General features: G+C 41.2%; 13 protein-coding genes and 1 other RNA gene. 6 read left to right on the forward strand and 8 right to left on the reverse strand.

Going from position 1 to position 14,708, the window contains the following annotated elements; translation table 11 throughout:
- Nucleotides 1-304: 304 nt before the first annotated feature.
- Nucleotides 305-2,746: a TonB-dependent receptor gene (locus L2717_RS02385; RefSeq protein WP_220774934.1), complete on the forward strand. Its 2,442-nt coding sequence runs from the start codon at nucleotides 305-307 to the stop codon at nucleotides 2,744-2,746.
- Nucleotides 2,747-2,841: 95 nt separating this feature from the next.
- On the opposite strand, the gene L2717_RS02390 is transcribed toward L2717_RS02385, so the two are convergent.
- The 4 genes from L2717_RS02390 to L2717_RS02405 form a co-directional block, all read right to left on the reverse strand.
- Nucleotides 2,842-4,611 (reverse strand): monovalent cation:proton antiporter-2 (CPA2) family protein, encoded by a 1,770-nt coding sequence (locus L2717_RS02390; RefSeq protein WP_220774933.1) that lies wholly within the window; start codon nucleotides 4,609-4,611, stop codon nucleotides 2,842-2,844.
- A gap of 314 nt (nucleotides 4,612-4,925) precedes the next feature.
- Complete coding sequence (locus L2717_RS02395) at nucleotides 4,926-6,674, reverse strand: tetratricopeptide repeat-containing diguanylate cyclase (protein WP_220773702.1); 1,749 nt, start codon at nucleotides 6,672-6,674, stop codon at nucleotides 4,926-4,928.
- A 48-nt stretch (nucleotides 6,675-6,722) separates the two neighbouring features.
- Entirely contained in the window at nucleotides 6,723-6,938 is a 216-nt protein-coding gene (locus L2717_RS02400; RefSeq protein WP_220773703.1) for a hypothetical protein, read from the reverse strand.
- A 44-nt stretch (nucleotides 6,939-6,982) separates the two neighbouring features.
- Complete coding sequence (locus L2717_RS02405) at nucleotides 6,983-7,774, reverse strand: SAM-dependent methyltransferase (protein ID WP_220773704.1); 792 nt, start codon at nucleotides 7,772-7,774, stop codon at nucleotides 6,983-6,985.
- 435 nt (nucleotides 7,775-8,209) lie between these two features.
- Between L2717_RS02405 and L2717_RS02410 the strand changes: the two genes are divergently transcribed.
- Nucleotides 8,210-8,701 carry an outer membrane protein assembly factor BamE gene (locus tag L2717_RS02410; RefSeq protein WP_246611764.1) on the forward strand — a complete coding sequence of 164 codons (492 nt, stop codon included), beginning with the start codon at nucleotides 8,210-8,212 and terminating at the stop codon, nucleotides 8,699-8,701.
- A gap of 219 nt (nucleotides 8,702-8,920) precedes the next feature.
- On the opposite strand, the gene L2717_RS02415 is transcribed toward L2717_RS02410, so the two are convergent.
- Nucleotides 8,921-9,253 (reverse strand): RnfH family protein, encoded by a 333-nt coding sequence (locus tag L2717_RS02415; protein ID WP_220773706.1) that lies wholly within the window; start codon nucleotides 9,251-9,253, stop codon nucleotides 8,921-8,923.
- A complete protein-coding gene (locus L2717_RS02420; protein WP_220773707.1) occupies nucleotides 9,243-9,680 on the reverse strand; it encodes an SRPBCC family protein in 438 nt (145 codons plus the stop codon). The genes L2717_RS02415 and L2717_RS02420 overlap by 11 nt, the downstream gene beginning before the upstream one ends.
- Before the next feature lie 282 nt (nucleotides 9,681-9,962).
- Between L2717_RS02420 and smpB the strand changes: the two genes are divergently transcribed.
- Nucleotides 9,963-10,454, forward strand: coding sequence for an SsrA-binding protein SmpB (gene smpB / locus L2717_RS02425; RefSeq protein ID WP_220773708.1), 492 nt, complete (start codon nucleotides 9,963-9,965; stop codon nucleotides 10,452-10,454).
- Between the two features lie 71 nt (nucleotides 10,455-10,525).
- Nucleotides 10,526-10,881, forward strand: a transfer-messenger RNA (tmRNA) gene (gene ssrA, locus L2717_RS02430).
- A gap of 499 nt (nucleotides 10,882-11,380) precedes the next feature.
- Here ssrA and L2717_RS02435 read toward each other — a convergent pair.
- Complete coding sequence (locus L2717_RS02435; protein ID WP_220773709.1) at nucleotides 11,381-11,605, reverse strand: TIGR02922 family protein; 225 nt, start codon at nucleotides 11,603-11,605, stop codon at nucleotides 11,381-11,383.
- Nucleotides 11,606-12,427: 822 nt separating this feature from the next.
- On the opposite strand from L2717_RS02435, the gene L2717_RS02440 reads away from it, so the two are divergent.
- On the forward strand, nucleotides 12,428-13,150 hold the full coding sequence (locus tag L2717_RS02440) for a YebC/PmpR family DNA-binding transcriptional regulator (RefSeq protein WP_220773710.1): 723 nt from the start codon (nucleotides 12,428-12,430) through the stop codon (nucleotides 13,148-13,150).
- A 245-nt stretch (nucleotides 13,151-13,395) separates the two neighbouring features.
- Here L2717_RS02440 and hpf read toward each other — a convergent pair whose 3' ends face one another.
- Entirely contained in the window at nucleotides 13,396-13,752 is a 357-nt protein-coding gene (gene hpf / locus L2717_RS02445) for a ribosome hibernation-promoting factor, HPF/YfiA family (RefSeq protein WP_220773711.1), read from the reverse strand.
- A 571-nt stretch (nucleotides 13,753-14,323) separates the two neighbouring features.
- On the opposite strand from hpf, the gene L2717_RS02450 reads away from it, so the two are divergent.
- Entirely contained in the window at nucleotides 14,324-14,707 is a 384-nt protein-coding gene (locus L2717_RS02450) for a DUF3649 domain-containing protein (protein ID WP_220773712.1), read from the forward strand.
- Nucleotide 14,708: the final 1 nt, after the last annotated feature.

Raw genomic sequence — 14,708 nt, forward strand, 5'->3', positions numbered from 1 at the left:
ATATGAATGCTGCTTAGGGTTGCGTTTCTCGATCAACAAGGTGGGATGTGGTGGTTAACTCTAAAAATAAATTACTTTTTTATAAAAAAATTGAAACATATTTAAAATAATAACGTGATAGCAGGAAATTCCGCATTTTTACACAAAATCATTACTCACAATGATTCTTGTCAGTTTTACTAAAAACTTCATTTCAAGATATTTGGCGATAGATAATCCGTTCAAACGATAAATAATGAAACATATGTTGCAATTCAAATGCAAATCATTATTATTCGCAACTAATTTAATTAGGGGAACCAAGATGAAACCATTTCATTTGTCGCTAACTGCACTCGCTTGCCTTTCTGTTTTATCTTATACGGCATATGCCGAATCGAACTTAGTTTCAGCAAATACTGAAGCTAATATTGAACGTATTACGGTTTACGGCAAACAAAACTCTGTCGTTAAAAACTCAGGGCTTGCTACTAAATCCGACATGTCATTGATGGAAACCCCTGCAGCGGTTGTGATTGTTGATCAGGAACTGATCCAAGCCCAAGGCGCGACTCATCTTCAGGACTTGATCCGCAATATCAGCGGCGTCACTCAAGCAGGAAACAACTATGGTATTGGCGACAACTTAGTGATCCGTGGTTTAGGCGCCAATTACACCTATGACGGTATGTATGGTGGTGCAGGCTTAGGCAATACATTTAATCCAACACGATCTTTAACAAACGTTGAATCCGTTGAGGTATTAAAAGGCCCAGCAACTGGACTCTATGGTATGGGTAGCGCAGGTGGAGTGATTAACCTTATCGAAAAAAAGCCACAATTTGAGTCAAAACATAAATTTTCAGCTGAAGTGGGACAATGGGATACCTACTCCCTTGCACTGGATAGCACCGGTGGACTGAGCGACGATGTTGCCTACCGTTTAGTTGCAAAATCAGCCCGCAGTGATGGCTATCGCGATATCGGCACAGACAGAGACGAAATCTATGGCGCATTAAAATGGGTATTAAGTGATACCCAAGATTTAATGCTTTCAGGTGCTTACATTAAAGATGCTGTGGCTGTGGACTCTATCGGTCATCCAATCCGCATTTATAATGCAGATTCTGTTGGCGGCAAAAATGCAGAGGATGTGACTTGGCAAGATTTGATCAACGATCCTAACGGTAAAGGTATTCAGCTGACCGATGCGCAGCGTCAACAGCTTGCGGCCTCTTTATCAAATGGCGACGGTTTAACGCCCTATTCTTTTGGTGATGCGGGATTAATTTCACCAATGGCTAAGGATAATGAGGGCAAAGAGCTACGATTTAAACTGACCCATAATATTTACTTTAACGATAATTTATTCCTTAATCAGCAATTGCAATATCGCGACTATACCTCGGGATTCGCTCGCCAAACTGGCGCTTATAATTATGTCTATTGGAATAATAAAGGTGCCATCAATGCCGATCCCCGCGCACCTTTGGTTGAAAATGACGTGTTATATCCCTTTGCTGCCAGACGTCAGGAATATCGTAAACTTGATGCCGATGAGACTTCATGGCAGTACTTTGCCGATCTGCGTTATGACTTTCAGCTCGGCAGCATAGATAATGAATTATTGATCAATGCCAATTATGAAGATCGTAATATTCGTTTCAAACAATATTCTATTTATGATGCCGATCAAGTGCTTAAAGACAAATCAGGCAACATCACTTATCAGGGTAGTTTACCGTATATCTATGATATTCGTCGGCCTAATTGGGGCACAGGCCGTTTTGAAGATTACGATCCACTCAAAACTGCTGACTATGATAAAAAAGTGAGTGCATGGGGCGTAGGCATACAGCATGTGGGATATCTTCCCTACGGCTTTACTACGCGAATTGGCGTAGCTTTTAATGAAATTAAACAAGCCTATGAGCATTTTGGTCTTGATCCCCGTTATAGCATCAGTCAATCCCAAGCAACACCAGAAGCCGATACAACTGACAACGGTATGACCTATAACCTTGGCTTAACCTATATGCCAATTGAAGATTTATCGTTTTTTATCAACCACTCCAAAGGGCGTACCGCCTACAGTGTGCTAGATGCAGTAAAAGGTAGTGATGCAGATCGTGATGATTCTGAATCCATCAGCAACGACTTAGGTATGCGCCTTAAGGCATTTGAAGATCAACTATTGGGATCACTGGTACTGTTTAAAAGTTCACGTACTAATGTGCCTTACGGTAACCCGGATTATACCAATGGGGTGCTAACACCTAATATCCCAATCTATTTCTATGATGGTAGCGAAGAGACTCAAGGGATTGAACTGGATCTCAATGCCCATTTAAATGACCAGTGGCGCGTTAATCTTAACGGCATGTATCAAGATGCAAGAGATAAACAAAACCCGAATGACAAAGCAAACTACGATAGCCGTCAAAAGGGTGTTCCCTATGTCACCGCTAGTGCTTGGGTAACCTATGGCGCCGACTGGTTTACTTTACCAAGCCCGATTGAGCTGAGCCTAGGAGCTAAATTTGTTGATGATAGAAGCACACATTCAAGCTCTTTCGGTATCCCAGATGGCTATGTACCTAACTACACCGTCCTTGATTCTGCACTGAGTTACAGCACTAATACTTGGAAGGTGCAACTCAATATTAATAACTTGTTCAATAAAGACTACTACAGCAAAGCCATGTTCCTCGGTGGTATGCCAGGTGAAGAACGTAACGTAAAACTACAGTACAGCTATAGTTTCTAGCACCAAATAGAAGATAAATGTTGATGTACTAGCCCAATAAAAAGAGAGCATTAACGCTCTCTTTTTATATCGAATAATTAAACAACATCTTCGAATTAACTGACGTTTTCCTTATCGCCACGCATTAATGATTCTAACTCCGCCTTACCTCTATTAGATAAATCAACTAAAGCGGCTAAGTCATGCTGATGAGCGACGCTCTCTATAAACAGTTTTTTATCATGGTCAGCAAAAATCTTCACTCGCTGGCTGGCTTGAACTTGAGATAGCCCTAAACCTTGCAGCACCTTTTCACTCGCACCGAGTGCTGAACCCAGCGTTTCACGAAATATGTCCGTTACTCCCAAACTCATCAAACGATAAGCATGATTACGATCCCTTGCCCGTGCAATAATATTAACGTGTGGGAAATGCATTTTTACCTGCTGAGCTATTTCGATAGAATCCTCAACACTGTCAACAGCAAGTAGTAACAGACGCGAACGCGCAATCCCCGCAGACATTAACATATCTAAACGTCTGGCATCGCCAAAATAAACTTCACCACCGTATTTACGGATTACGTCCACATGGCTGGCATCTTTATCCAAAGCCACAAAAGGGACCCCTGATGATGCCAAAATACGGCCGGTAATTTGGCCCACACGACCAAAGCCCGCAATCACCACTTCAGACTCAGTAACATTAATGGTATCGGGCAAACGAGTATCCACCACCTTAGCTTTAGTGGCGCGAAATAAGGTAAAGAGCAGCGGAGTAATCGCCATAGATAAACCAATGGCAAGCACTAGAATTTGAGCAATTTTATCACCGAGAATCCCTGATATCTGTGCTTGCGATAACAATACAAAAGCAAACTCGCCACCTTCAGCAAGAATAAGCCCAAGTGCAATACTCGGCCGCCACTTATGATGCCTAATGCGGCCTAGCAACATTAATACAATGGTTTTAATCAGCAACATGCTAATTAAAATGCCTAAGATGACTAATGGATCAGTTAAGAATAACTTCAAATCCATACTCATACCGACTGCCATAAAAAATAACCCGAGCAATAACCCTTTAAAAGGCTCAATATCAGTTTCGAGTTGATGTCGATAACTGGAGTTCGCAAGCATAATACCCGCAAGAAAAGCTCCCATACCCGCAGAGAGCCCTAACCACTCCATTAACTCAGCGCTCCCCATAACCAATAACAAGGCAAAAGCAGTCAGCACTTCACGTACTCCGCTGCTTGCAACGAGCCTAAGCATTCTAGGCAATAAATATTTGCCCACGAGTACAAAACCAATTAATGCGAGACTAGTCCAATACCAAGGAACTGTGTGATGCTCAATCTGAGCAGAGTTTGGCGCTAAATACGCTGTCAGCAGTAGCATGGGGATCACAGCAAGATCTTGCAGTAATAGAACACCAAAAGCATCACGCCCAAGTGGCGTAGTGAGTAACCTATGCTCATTCATCAGCTGCACTGCAAAAGCCGTTGATGATAAAGATAATGCCGCGCCCACGACTAAAGCAGCCTCTACCGGCAAACCAAAGCCCCAAGCTAAGCCGCCAATTGCGGCCCATGACAATAATAACTGACCGCTACCTAAGCCAAAAATAGCACTGCGTAGTTCCCATAATTTACTTGGGTTCAACTCAAGCCCTAGCACAAACAGCATCAGCACTACACCCAACTCGGCAAAGTGTAATACCGCCGCGGGATCGGAAACCAATGCCATGCCACCTGGGCCTAAAATAATCCCTGCGGCAAGGTAAGAAAGAATAGGACCTGCGCCCAAACGTTTCCCTAAAGGAACAAAGATGACTGCTGCTAATAAAAACAGCAACACTGAGGTGAGCAAACTAGAGTGTTCCATGAAGGCTCCAACAAAAAAAGAAAACGTATAATCTCATCAAATACCCCCGCTACCGCGGTGTAATGTTCAGCTATGGTACTCCATTTATTTATGAATAAGGTCAAGGTAATACAGTAAAATTATAATTTTTTTGGTATTAACAATGCTAAGGGATGAGAGAACACGCAAAGGAAGTTTAAGGCGTAATAGCTAATAAGCCCTAGTTCAGGTTATTTATTATCGCCAGCAGCCTATAGCACTAGCGTAACCAACGCGATGTTATGAATTTAGGAATAACAGTAGATATGTAATTGGCCGTTAAATGGCCAGGAGTTTTAGGATATTGACGTTGATGCAGCATAACGCCGTAAATCTGTTGCCTGCTGATCGCACTTGAGCACCTCGGAATAGCGCACAACCGTGTTGCGTCCACAGGACTTAGCGGCATAGAGCGCCATATCAGCCCGATGGAATAATGGATCGAGACTCAAATCATCAGCCATTAAACCACTCACGCCAAAACTCGCAGTAATAACAAATTTATGACCAGAGTGCTGCGTTTCTATTGCTTCGATGCGTGCGCGACATTGCTCCGCCACTTCCATGCCTTTTTCTTCATTTGCGTAAGGCAACAGAATGGCAAACTCTTCACCACCAATGCGGGCAAATACATCTCCATTACGAATATGGGATTTTAAAAAATCGGCGACCTTCTTTAACACCCAATCGCCTGTACCATGGCCATAGGAGTCATTGATACGTTTAAATAAATCCAAATCAAATAAAATGACACAGAAATCCCCACCGCGGGCAGTGGCTTGCACAAAAAGGTCTTCCCCCAATTCCTGCCCAGCACCGCGATTCAAAATCCCCGTTAATGCATCCATTCTCGCCATACGCATAAACTTGCGTTTCTGCATCTGGCCTACCGCTAATAAAATTCCGAGGAAAAATAGCCCGCCTACTAAAATAGTGACAAACATCAGCATATTGGTATATTCGCGCTCCTTGACCATTTGCTGGGCAATATAGAGTTCACGCTCTTTGTTGAGTAAATTGATTTCACGCGACTGCTGATTGGCGTTAAATTGGGCAGCTTGATAAGCGAGTGTCTTCATCTTGGACTCATCAAAAATCAACTGATTATAATGTTGCTCTTTTTTTGAGTATTCATAGGCTTGCTCAAATTGTTTATTTTGAGCATTTAGCTTGGCGAGCATGCGAGATGCACCGTGCTTCAGCATAGTATTACTAGAGTCATCCGAAAGTTTCATAATATATTGAGCATGTAACTCTGCTTTCGCAAAGTCTTGCAACATCAAATAGGTTTCACTTAGCAACTCATGCGCACTATTTATCTCAAGCTGAAAGTTAAATGACTCATAACCTTTTAGAGAATCTAATAAATAAGATACAGCTGAATGTGGCTCATTCAATCTCAGCTTGGATTCCCCCATGCCTTTTAATGCAATATATGCAATTAGTGGATAACCATTGGACTCACAAAAACTACGAGTGGATTTAAATTCTTCAAATGCTTGAGAATAAGACTTTATCTCTAGCTGGTGGACGGATAAATATAATTTAGATACACAAATATCTTTAACATCATTAGGGGAAGCGAGAGCAAAGGCTTTAGCTGCATATGTTGCAACTTCTTCAATAATCCCCATTGCCGAATATAAACTAGCCAAGCGTAAATATGATGCACGTTTAAGATTAATATCATCTATTCGGTCGATTAACCCAAGACTCTTTCCCATCGCATTGAAAGCATCATTGAAATCACGTAAAGCAATATGGGCTGTCGCCTCATAGCTATATGCAGAAAATAGCATATCAGAATCTTTCAGTAAGGCTTCTGAGCGACTCAACATATCGATTGCAGCTTGATACTGCCCTGCATAAATAGAAGCTGCGCCTTTAAAGACCAAAAACCGTCCCTGTTGCGAGCGTGACATCGTATCAAATTCAGATTCAATCGTTTTAAGTAGATTTATTGCCGCGGGTAAATCGGAATGTTGTAATTTTTCAATCTTAGTTAGCGTTTCATCATAATTTGTAGGTGCAGCAATCGAGGGCATACAGAGTATGCTCAAGATTGCCGAAATGCACACGCCAAAAAACTTCAATTAATCACCATTACCATGTGAAATAACAAGGTAAGATTGATAATTCTCATCTCCACTTAACGTTTTTAGTGTCTCCATATTTCCGCTCATCACAGCATTAATCTCTTCATCAGTTAAGCCATGGGCACGCATCACAACCTCTGGATTCTGTTTATAGTCTTCCATCAACTGTGCATCTTGGCCTAGCTGGGTAAAAAAATCCGATAATGTAAACATATATTATCCTTACTATTAATCATGACTCTATATCACACTACAATTTAGCCCAAACTTTCGGGGTCGATCCCTAACTTAGCCAAAATAGCATAATTGTATTTCAGCTTTTTTGCTGGTGGAATAAGCAAAGTACTGATGGGGGTTAAATTGGCATAGGGTAAATCGGCTAAAGGTAACCGCTCAATACGGGGTAATTGTATGGGTAAATTTGCAGCCTCATAGATAATGACTTCATGATCCCTCGGATACCATTGATTAAGTTGCTCAACTAAAATCTGCAATCGCGCGCTTGTGGTATGAAACTCGGTCAGAGTATGTTCACCCGCTATGGCTATCTGCCATAGCAATAAATGGGTTGTTGGGTCTGGAGTATGATTAAAGAACATAAATTGGCTGGCCTCAAAGCTTTGGTGTCCTGAATTACCGGGATCAATCCCTAAGTCGGCCCACAAACACGCCTCGGCTGATATTCCTGGCTCCATCTTTGCAGAAAATCCTTCCGCCCTTGCCCGTGCTATTGCTAAGTGAGAAACGCAAGCAAATACCCCAGGATGCCCATATAGCGCACAGACAGTTTTTTTACCCGCTCTCACAGCGTCAAGTATTACACAGACCATTTGCTCGTAGGTTTCTCTGCGATTTTTAACTTCACCATCTTGCGCATAATACTGCTGCAAATTAATGACATTTGGGTTAATTTGCTGGATCCATCGCTGTGAAAAACCATCAGGTAGAAGTGATAACACAATATCCGCGTGTTCAATATAACTGCGGCTCATCACACTTATCTGTCCTGCCAGCTGTAAACCTGTGCCAACGCAAACTAAAGAACCCAAAGTTACTATTCCTCATCCGGTACCTAAACTCGCCCACATGCAACAACTAGTTCAAAAAAGGCAATAAATTACAACTTAAAAACATAACGTTAACTTTAATCTGATTTAAAGCGCATTACTACGCTTATCAGCCTGCGTAAGCCACTTTTTTGACAATACAGTCAATTATTTAGCTTTGACAAAAAAGCCATAAATAAAATTTATGGCTTAACTACAGGTAAAAACAATCATAATCATGGGTTAAGAGTCATTCTTAGTCATCTGCCTCAAAGACGACAGAGAATAAATATCCCACAAAAAGAGAACTAAAGCCGACATAACGGGTCGAAAACTCACACAATTCTATCTATGATGGCAGCAAAGCCCAATTGCCCTTGTCATGAGGGGGAATGCTTGGGTATTATGGCCGCCAGATTTTCAGAAGTAGCGCATACAATGATCAATAAAAAGCAAAGTCTTACCCTGCTGAGCGCTGTAGCGCTCTCTGTTTCGCTCAGTGCCTGTAGCGTGTTTGATTGGTTGATTTATAAGCCTGACATTCCACAAGGTAACTACATGGAACCGCAACAAGTTGAAAAGTTGCGCATTGATATGACCAAGGAACAGGCCGAATACATCCTTGGGCGCCCTGTATTACGGGATAGTTTTGCTAACGATACTTGGTATTACGTGTATCACTATAAAAGCGGCCGTGATGCGAGTATTGTACACAAAGAGCTTATTTTGTACTTTACGGGTGACAAACTTACTGCAGTGAAAGGCGATTATGAGCTGAGCAAAGAATTTAATACGCCACTAGAGCAAAGTAGCTTACCCACTGGTAACAAAACCGAGTTAGTACCGCTTATCCCTGTACAGCGCCCTGATGAAAAACCATTAGTGAAAGAAAATGAAGCTGAAGCACAAGTTAAAAAACCAATAAAGTAGTATCCAAGGTTTTGCCAACAGCTAAATTGAACATGTCGTATAAAAGCACCTAACAGTACATGCTATTAAGCTAAGTTGGGTGTCTTGCAGCTACCATTTTTTATAGTAAAGAACTCTGCCATGGCAGGGGTCTTTACTATTAGCTAGCGCAATAAATCAAAGCACTAACGTTAACCACATTAATACACTGCGTTGCTTTCTACGCCATAACGCCAATATTTATGCTCGTCCACCCGTCACTTTATTTGCCCGGCCTTCATCCTTCGCTTTATCTGCCCGACGACGACGTACATCTTTAGGATCGGCAATCAGAGGACGATAAATCTCAACTCTTTGCCCCGGTAAAATCACTTGATCATGTTTAACCACATTACTAAACACACCTAGCTTGACGGTATCCAAATCAATCTCAGGGAAAAAGCTCACAATATTACTTAAACGCACCACCTCTATTGCTGAGGTACCGGGAGTGACATGCACAGGAATCACTTTTTGCTGTGTGGGCAATGCATAAACAACATCGACCACAAACTTATCTGTTTCATTTGTCATTATAAATCACCTTAGCTCGACTCGTAAAAGCCGTTACCATTGACATCATAAGATCATTAAACACTCTGCCAAAAGCCATATCTGCTAACGAATTTGAAAACTCAAAACTCAACTCAAACTCTACTTTACAGGCATCTTCAGTCAGCTCGGTAAAACGCCACTGCCCCAATAAATGCTTAAAGGGTCCATTTTCTAACGTTAAATCGATACGCTTACCGGGAATGACCTGATTACGGGTTGTAAATGTCTTACGGATCCCTGCTTTGCTCACATCCACAGATGCCAGCATAGTCTGACCATCAAACTCAAGAACCTTCCCCCCTACGCACCCGGGTAAAAAGTCTTTATATGATTCAACATCGTTAACTAAGTTATACATTTGCATCGCACTAAAACGGACTAACACACTTCGAGAAATTTGCGGCATAGGACCTAGTACTCTTTACGAACGTATTCACGCAACCTCAACAAACTCAAAATGCACTAAAAAAATCATATGCATAAAGAATATTTTAAGGAAACAATCGAAATTTTTTCAGATTTTATCACGATACACAAAAAACGCACCCCTTGCACGGCGCCGCGCGGTTAACTCAATAACGATATCGCGTTTAAAAAAGCAGCAATAACACCACAGGGGCTTGAAATTGACTAAATAAACCCTTATATCAATATCAAATTGATTCACCGTGCGTATAATGGCGACACTATGGTAAAGAAAAAATCAAGCAAAGCAGCGCCTGCGGCTATCGCACGTAATAAGCGCGCAACCTTCGAATACCGTTTCGAAGAAAAAATGGAAGCTGGACTATCTCTTATGGGATGGGAAGTTAAATCTATTCGTATGGGTAAGGTAAACCTGTCCGACTGCTACGTATTTTTGAAAAATGGTGAAGCCTTCATGCATGGCTGTACCATTATTCCATTGAATACAGCATCGACACATGTAATCTGCGACCCTTTACGTCTGAAGAAACTACTACTCAACCGTAAAGAGCTCGATAAACTAGCAGGCTTAGTTGAACGTCAAGGCTACTCCATCATTCCTATCTCAATGTACTGGCGTAAAGGTGCATGGGTGAAAGTGGAAATTGGCCTTGGTAAAGGTAAAAAAGATCACGATAAGCGCGAAGATACTAAAGCGCGTGAATGGGAAGTAGAAAAAGCCCGCGTGATGAAAAAAGAGAAAACGCACGGATAATGAACAAACGATTGAACTTGAAGTAAATGATGCTAGGTGATCATTAGGCTACGGGTTACAATCAACGTCTTGGGGGCGATTCTGGATTCGACAGGATTCACGAAACCCTGGGAGCATGCCGAGGGGCGGTTGGCCTCGTAAAAAGCCGCACCGTTATAGTTGCAAACGACTCTAACTACTCTCTAGCAGCTTAGGCTAGCTAGCCATCTGACACAGGTCTCTCAAATGGGCAGTGTATACAGATGGTCATATTACATTTGATAGCGAGGGAACTCTGTCCGGGGGTGAACCGCGAAATAGTACCGGACTCACCCAATGAAATCCTGTCTTTCGGAGTTTATTCGGGTTAACTAAAAGAAAGACTAAGCATGTAGCGCCTTGGATGTAGGTGTTCTGGACGCGGGTTCAAGTCCCGCCGCCTCCACCAAATGAAGTAACTAAGACGTCTCCGGACGTCTTTTTTATTACCTCAACAAAGCAAAATCAATAACTTACAGTGCATCAACGTCTTATGACGTCCTATAATTTCTTTGATTTTTGGGTGTAGCGCGTCGCGCGGTTTGAGATTTGCGCTCACCTAGTTTGAGATTTAATTCTCAGAATTAAAGCGGCGCTGGTTCGGATGATTTGAGAATTTGTATAGCCGACAAACGGATTAGTCAAAAGTTAAGAAACGTATTAGCGCAGATTGGCTGTAATTTACTTGACGGTAATTTACATGATCGCATTGTGCCTAGCCGTAATGCGGTCAGCAGCACGCCGATATTTTATGCGCTAAGGGTCTAAGCGCATAATTCAATTTTTTTGCAAAAAGAAATAACCTATCAGCAGATAATATTAGCGACAGAATGTTGCAAAATACATAACACTCTATTCAACTATTTTCAGATATAACGGCTTTCAGACTACCCTACTCGTCTGAAAGATTATCCTATATTAGGCTGAGCAAAAACTCGTTCGCCTAATGAGTTCAATATCTTACATTCACCTTCAAGTACAGCGATAATTGATTTTCCCTTACGGAAACTTGCAGGTATCATCACGCGCCCTGACTCACTGAATAATAATCCATCGAGTACAGCATTATGCATAATGAGCCCTACTGGCGCGTCATAATATAAAATAGTCACAGTAGCTTGATTTGCTTGCATTACTTTTAACTCACATTAGCAGCATCAGCTGCGTTATATTTACCTAGCAAGAGCGTTGCTGTCCCTGTGGTCAATATATCCCCAAAGACACAATCAAAAAACAAGAATATTACCCCGTCTTTTAACGCACATTTTTCATACAACATGGCATCGTGCTGCATATTTTGGTTATTTAAACACTTTAACAAAAAGATACCAATACATTTCACAGATGATAACTGTGGGTTGCAATGAATGATGGATGTAAAATGGATTTAAAGAGTTGTATGGATGTAAAGCCAATATTTTAGGCTTAGATTATTCATCATTTATTTCACTTTAAATCCCGCTCTAAAACAGCCTCAATGTTTTCCATTAAAAAATGAGGCCAGAAAAATCATGCATAACTCACCCGTATCACGTATTAGGTATGCAGTAATACAGGTTCAATATGACCGCCATAACGGCCCCCCTATGGGAACATTAAAAAGCTAAATTTTTAACATAATGCACTACAACTGAGTCATAACAGGCTCTGCCATGTTATTTAGAATAAAACATCATTAATTTTTTTTAGGTTATTTAGCTGAATAGAATAGATAATTTATATGCTCCCATAAAATCGATTCAAACTTGCATCAACAGTATCACAGACATATGACATTAAACATTTACCGCTATGCCGCATCAATCGTTACCCAAATATGATTTTTAAATAATGCTAACCTCATGCTGAAATGCGTGCCACGTCGCTTTCTGCGTAACAAATCCCGGAGGAACGGCTGCACATATGCCGAGAAAACTGCTAATATCGGCGCAATTTTTTGAGCTAACGAGATCAAGATGGGCAGAGCATATCAAAACAAGAAAGAATCCATGGCGAAAACAGCAGGTCAAAAAACCCGCATTTACTCACGCTACGGTAAAGAGATATACGTCGTTGCTAAACAAGGCGGCGTTGAACCCGATGGAAACTTATCACTACGCCGTTTGATTGAGCGCGCAAAGAAAGATCAAGTCCCAGCGCACGTTATTGAGCGCGCAATTGAAAAAGCCAAAGGTAGCGGCGGTGAGGATTACGATACTGCCCGTTACGAAGGTTTTGGTCCTGGTAACTGCATGGTTATCGTTGACTGCTTAACGGATAACGTCAAACGTACTTTCACCGAAGTGCGCCAAGCTTTTGTTAAAAACGATGCCAAACTTGGTAGTCCAGGTACAGTCGGTCACATGTTTGACCATCAAGCTGTATTTGTATTTGCTGGCGACGATGAAGATGCCATTTTAGAGTTACTTATGATGGCCGATGTTGATGTAAGCGATGTTGAGCTTGAAGATGGCTTAATCACAGTATATGCACCGCACACTGAGTACTTTAAAGTTAAAACGGCACTCACTGATGCTATGCCAGACATAAACTTTGAATTCGACAACATCACCTTCGTACCGCAAGACATGGTAAAAGTTGAGGGTGAAGATGTGGCCATGTTTGAAAAATTTGTGGCTGCATTAGAAGATTGTGATGATGTACAAAACGTTTATCACAATGCTGAAATCGACGAGTAATATCACCTAAGGTGGTACCTATTTAAACGTAGGTTTTGATCAATGCCGTTCACTTAAGGTGGACGGCATTTTTATTGATGCGATAGCGAGGGCTATAGCGCAATGATTTACATAATGTGCGCATTAACTGACGGAAAAAATAATGTTTGAATTTATTCATTACTGAAAACCTCAGTCATCCAAAAACAAAAAGGGCCTGTTAGGCCCTTTTTGTGCTCATTTAGGTAATGAGTGACAGCTAAAGTTTAACGTAGATCCATTTCTTGAATGATTTCGTGGGCAATAGCAGGTGTAGTACAACTCGGCTTTTCGTGTAAATCGGCTTTTAGCAGCCCTTTACGGTGCTTAAGTGCTGCATCAAGTTTTTTCGCTGCTGCAGCAATTGCAGGATACATCACTTCATCGCTACCCGAAGCTGCAACACGGGCACCTTCATAATTGGTACGAATTTCAACCTGATACTCGCCATGTTCCTTCGAGATAATAATATCAAGTGCGACCAAAGAGGGAAAATGAGTGGCGATTTTGGCAAATTTATCGTTAACATCTTCTCTAACAGAATCAGTAACATCAACGTGGTGACCAGAAATATTTATTTTCATAGGTTGTCCCTTTTAGTGTTATCACTTTTATTTTGCTTCACTATTAGAGCTTGGGGCATGCAGGATAAAACACAAGGGTTATTCATAAATATTTAGCCCAACACCGACATTAGCATCTCCTAAATGTGATTAGCATCAAAAAAACTGGCAATTACCGCAGAGATAACAACACAATTAAACGTTTAATTTTTAAGCGTTTAATTATATTTAAGCGCATCAGTACAAAATTTATATGACATAAAATAAGTGCGCTTAATATTTACCTTACCCGCTTTGTAGCCAAAGCTGTTGAGCAAAATTATACATTTCGCTTTAATATTTCCTTCCAAGACTTGCCTTATTTTATTCGTTTTTGAGCGAATCAGCCCAATATCACATCAGAATCTAAATGATATCGTTTATCATTTGAATTAACTGCGTTATACTTCTTGCGGTTTGTTATCTCCTGTTTAAAGCAATACATTCGATCTTAAGCTGAGTTTTATACCCTTAAGCAAAAAGCTCAAACAGAATGAACAACAACGGGTTGCAGTAGCAGCTCAATATTGGCTCGAAATGAGAAGTAGTAATTATGTCTAACACACCTGCGTTTGAAACCTCAACGCAACCATCTGCAGTGCAAATGCGCTCTTTCTCACTGATTTCACGGGGGATTATGCAAATGGCGCAATGGTTTAAGCAAGAGCAATCACTGTTTGCCTTTAACGTATTTGCCCGTGTTAGTGCTGCCTTATTGACGGGTTATATTGCGGCAGCGACCTTGGCTTGCCTATTAACTGTCGTGTTACCTATGCCGAGATTAGAAAGTACGTTAACAGCCAATATGTTGTCATTTCTCTTTTATGCGGTTGCCATTATTTATGCCTTTTGTGTGCGTAAGACTTGGCATGCATGGCGAGATTTAAGTCTCGTCAGTTTATTCTTTTTGGGCTTGCTTAAAATATGTGGACAATAAG

It is taken from the genome of Shewanella glacialipiscicola, assembly GCF_023283485.1.
Taxonomy (GTDB): Bacteria; Pseudomonadota; Gammaproteobacteria; order Enterobacterales; family Shewanellaceae; genus Shewanella; species Shewanella glacialipiscicola.

Bases quoted from the DNA above. Each gene is read 5' to 3' on its own strand.
- L2717_RS02385 (WP_220774934.1), top strand. From the start codon at position 305: ATGAAACCATTTCATTTGTCGCTAACTGCACTCGCTTGCCTTTCTGTT.
- L2717_RS02390 (WP_220774933.1), bottom strand. From the start codon at position 4,611: ATGGAACACTCTAGTTTGCTCACCTCAGTGTTGCTGTTTTTATTAGCA.
- L2717_RS02395 (WP_220773702.1), bottom strand. From the start codon at position 6,674: ATGCCCTCGATTGCTGCACCTACAAATTATGATGAAACGCTAACTAAG.
- L2717_RS02400 (WP_220773703.1), bottom strand. From the start codon at position 6,938: ATGTTTACATTATCGGATTTTTTTACCCAGCTAGGCCAAGATGCACAG.
- L2717_RS02410 (WP_246611764.1), top strand. From the start codon at position 8,210: ATGATCAATAAAAAGCAAAGTCTTACCCTGCTGAGCGCTGTAGCGCTC.
- L2717_RS02415 (WP_220773706.1), bottom strand. From the start codon at position 9,253: ATGACAAATGAAACAGATAAGTTTGTGGTCGATGTTGTTTATGCATTG.
- L2717_RS02420 (WP_220773707.1), bottom strand. From the start codon at position 9,680: ATGCCGCAAATTTCTCGAAGTGTGTTAGTCCGTTTTAGTGCGATGCAA.
- smpB (WP_220773708.1), top strand. From the start codon at position 9,963: ATGGTAAAGAAAAAATCAAGCAAAGCAGCGCCTGCGGCTATCGCACGT.
- L2717_RS02435 (WP_220773709.1), bottom strand. From the start codon at position 11,605: ATGCAAGCAAATCAAGCTACTGTGACTATTTTATATTATGACGCGCCA.
- L2717_RS02440 (WP_220773710.1), top strand. From the start codon at position 12,428: ATGGGCAGAGCATATCAAAACAAGAAAGAATCCATGGCGAAAACAGCA.
- hpf (WP_220773711.1), bottom strand. From the start codon at position 13,752: ATGAAAATAAATATTTCTGGTCACCACGTTGATGTTACTGATTCTGTT.
- L2717_RS02450 (WP_220773712.1), top strand. From the start codon at position 14,324: ATGTCTAACACACCTGCGTTTGAAACCTCAACGCAACCATCTGCAGTG.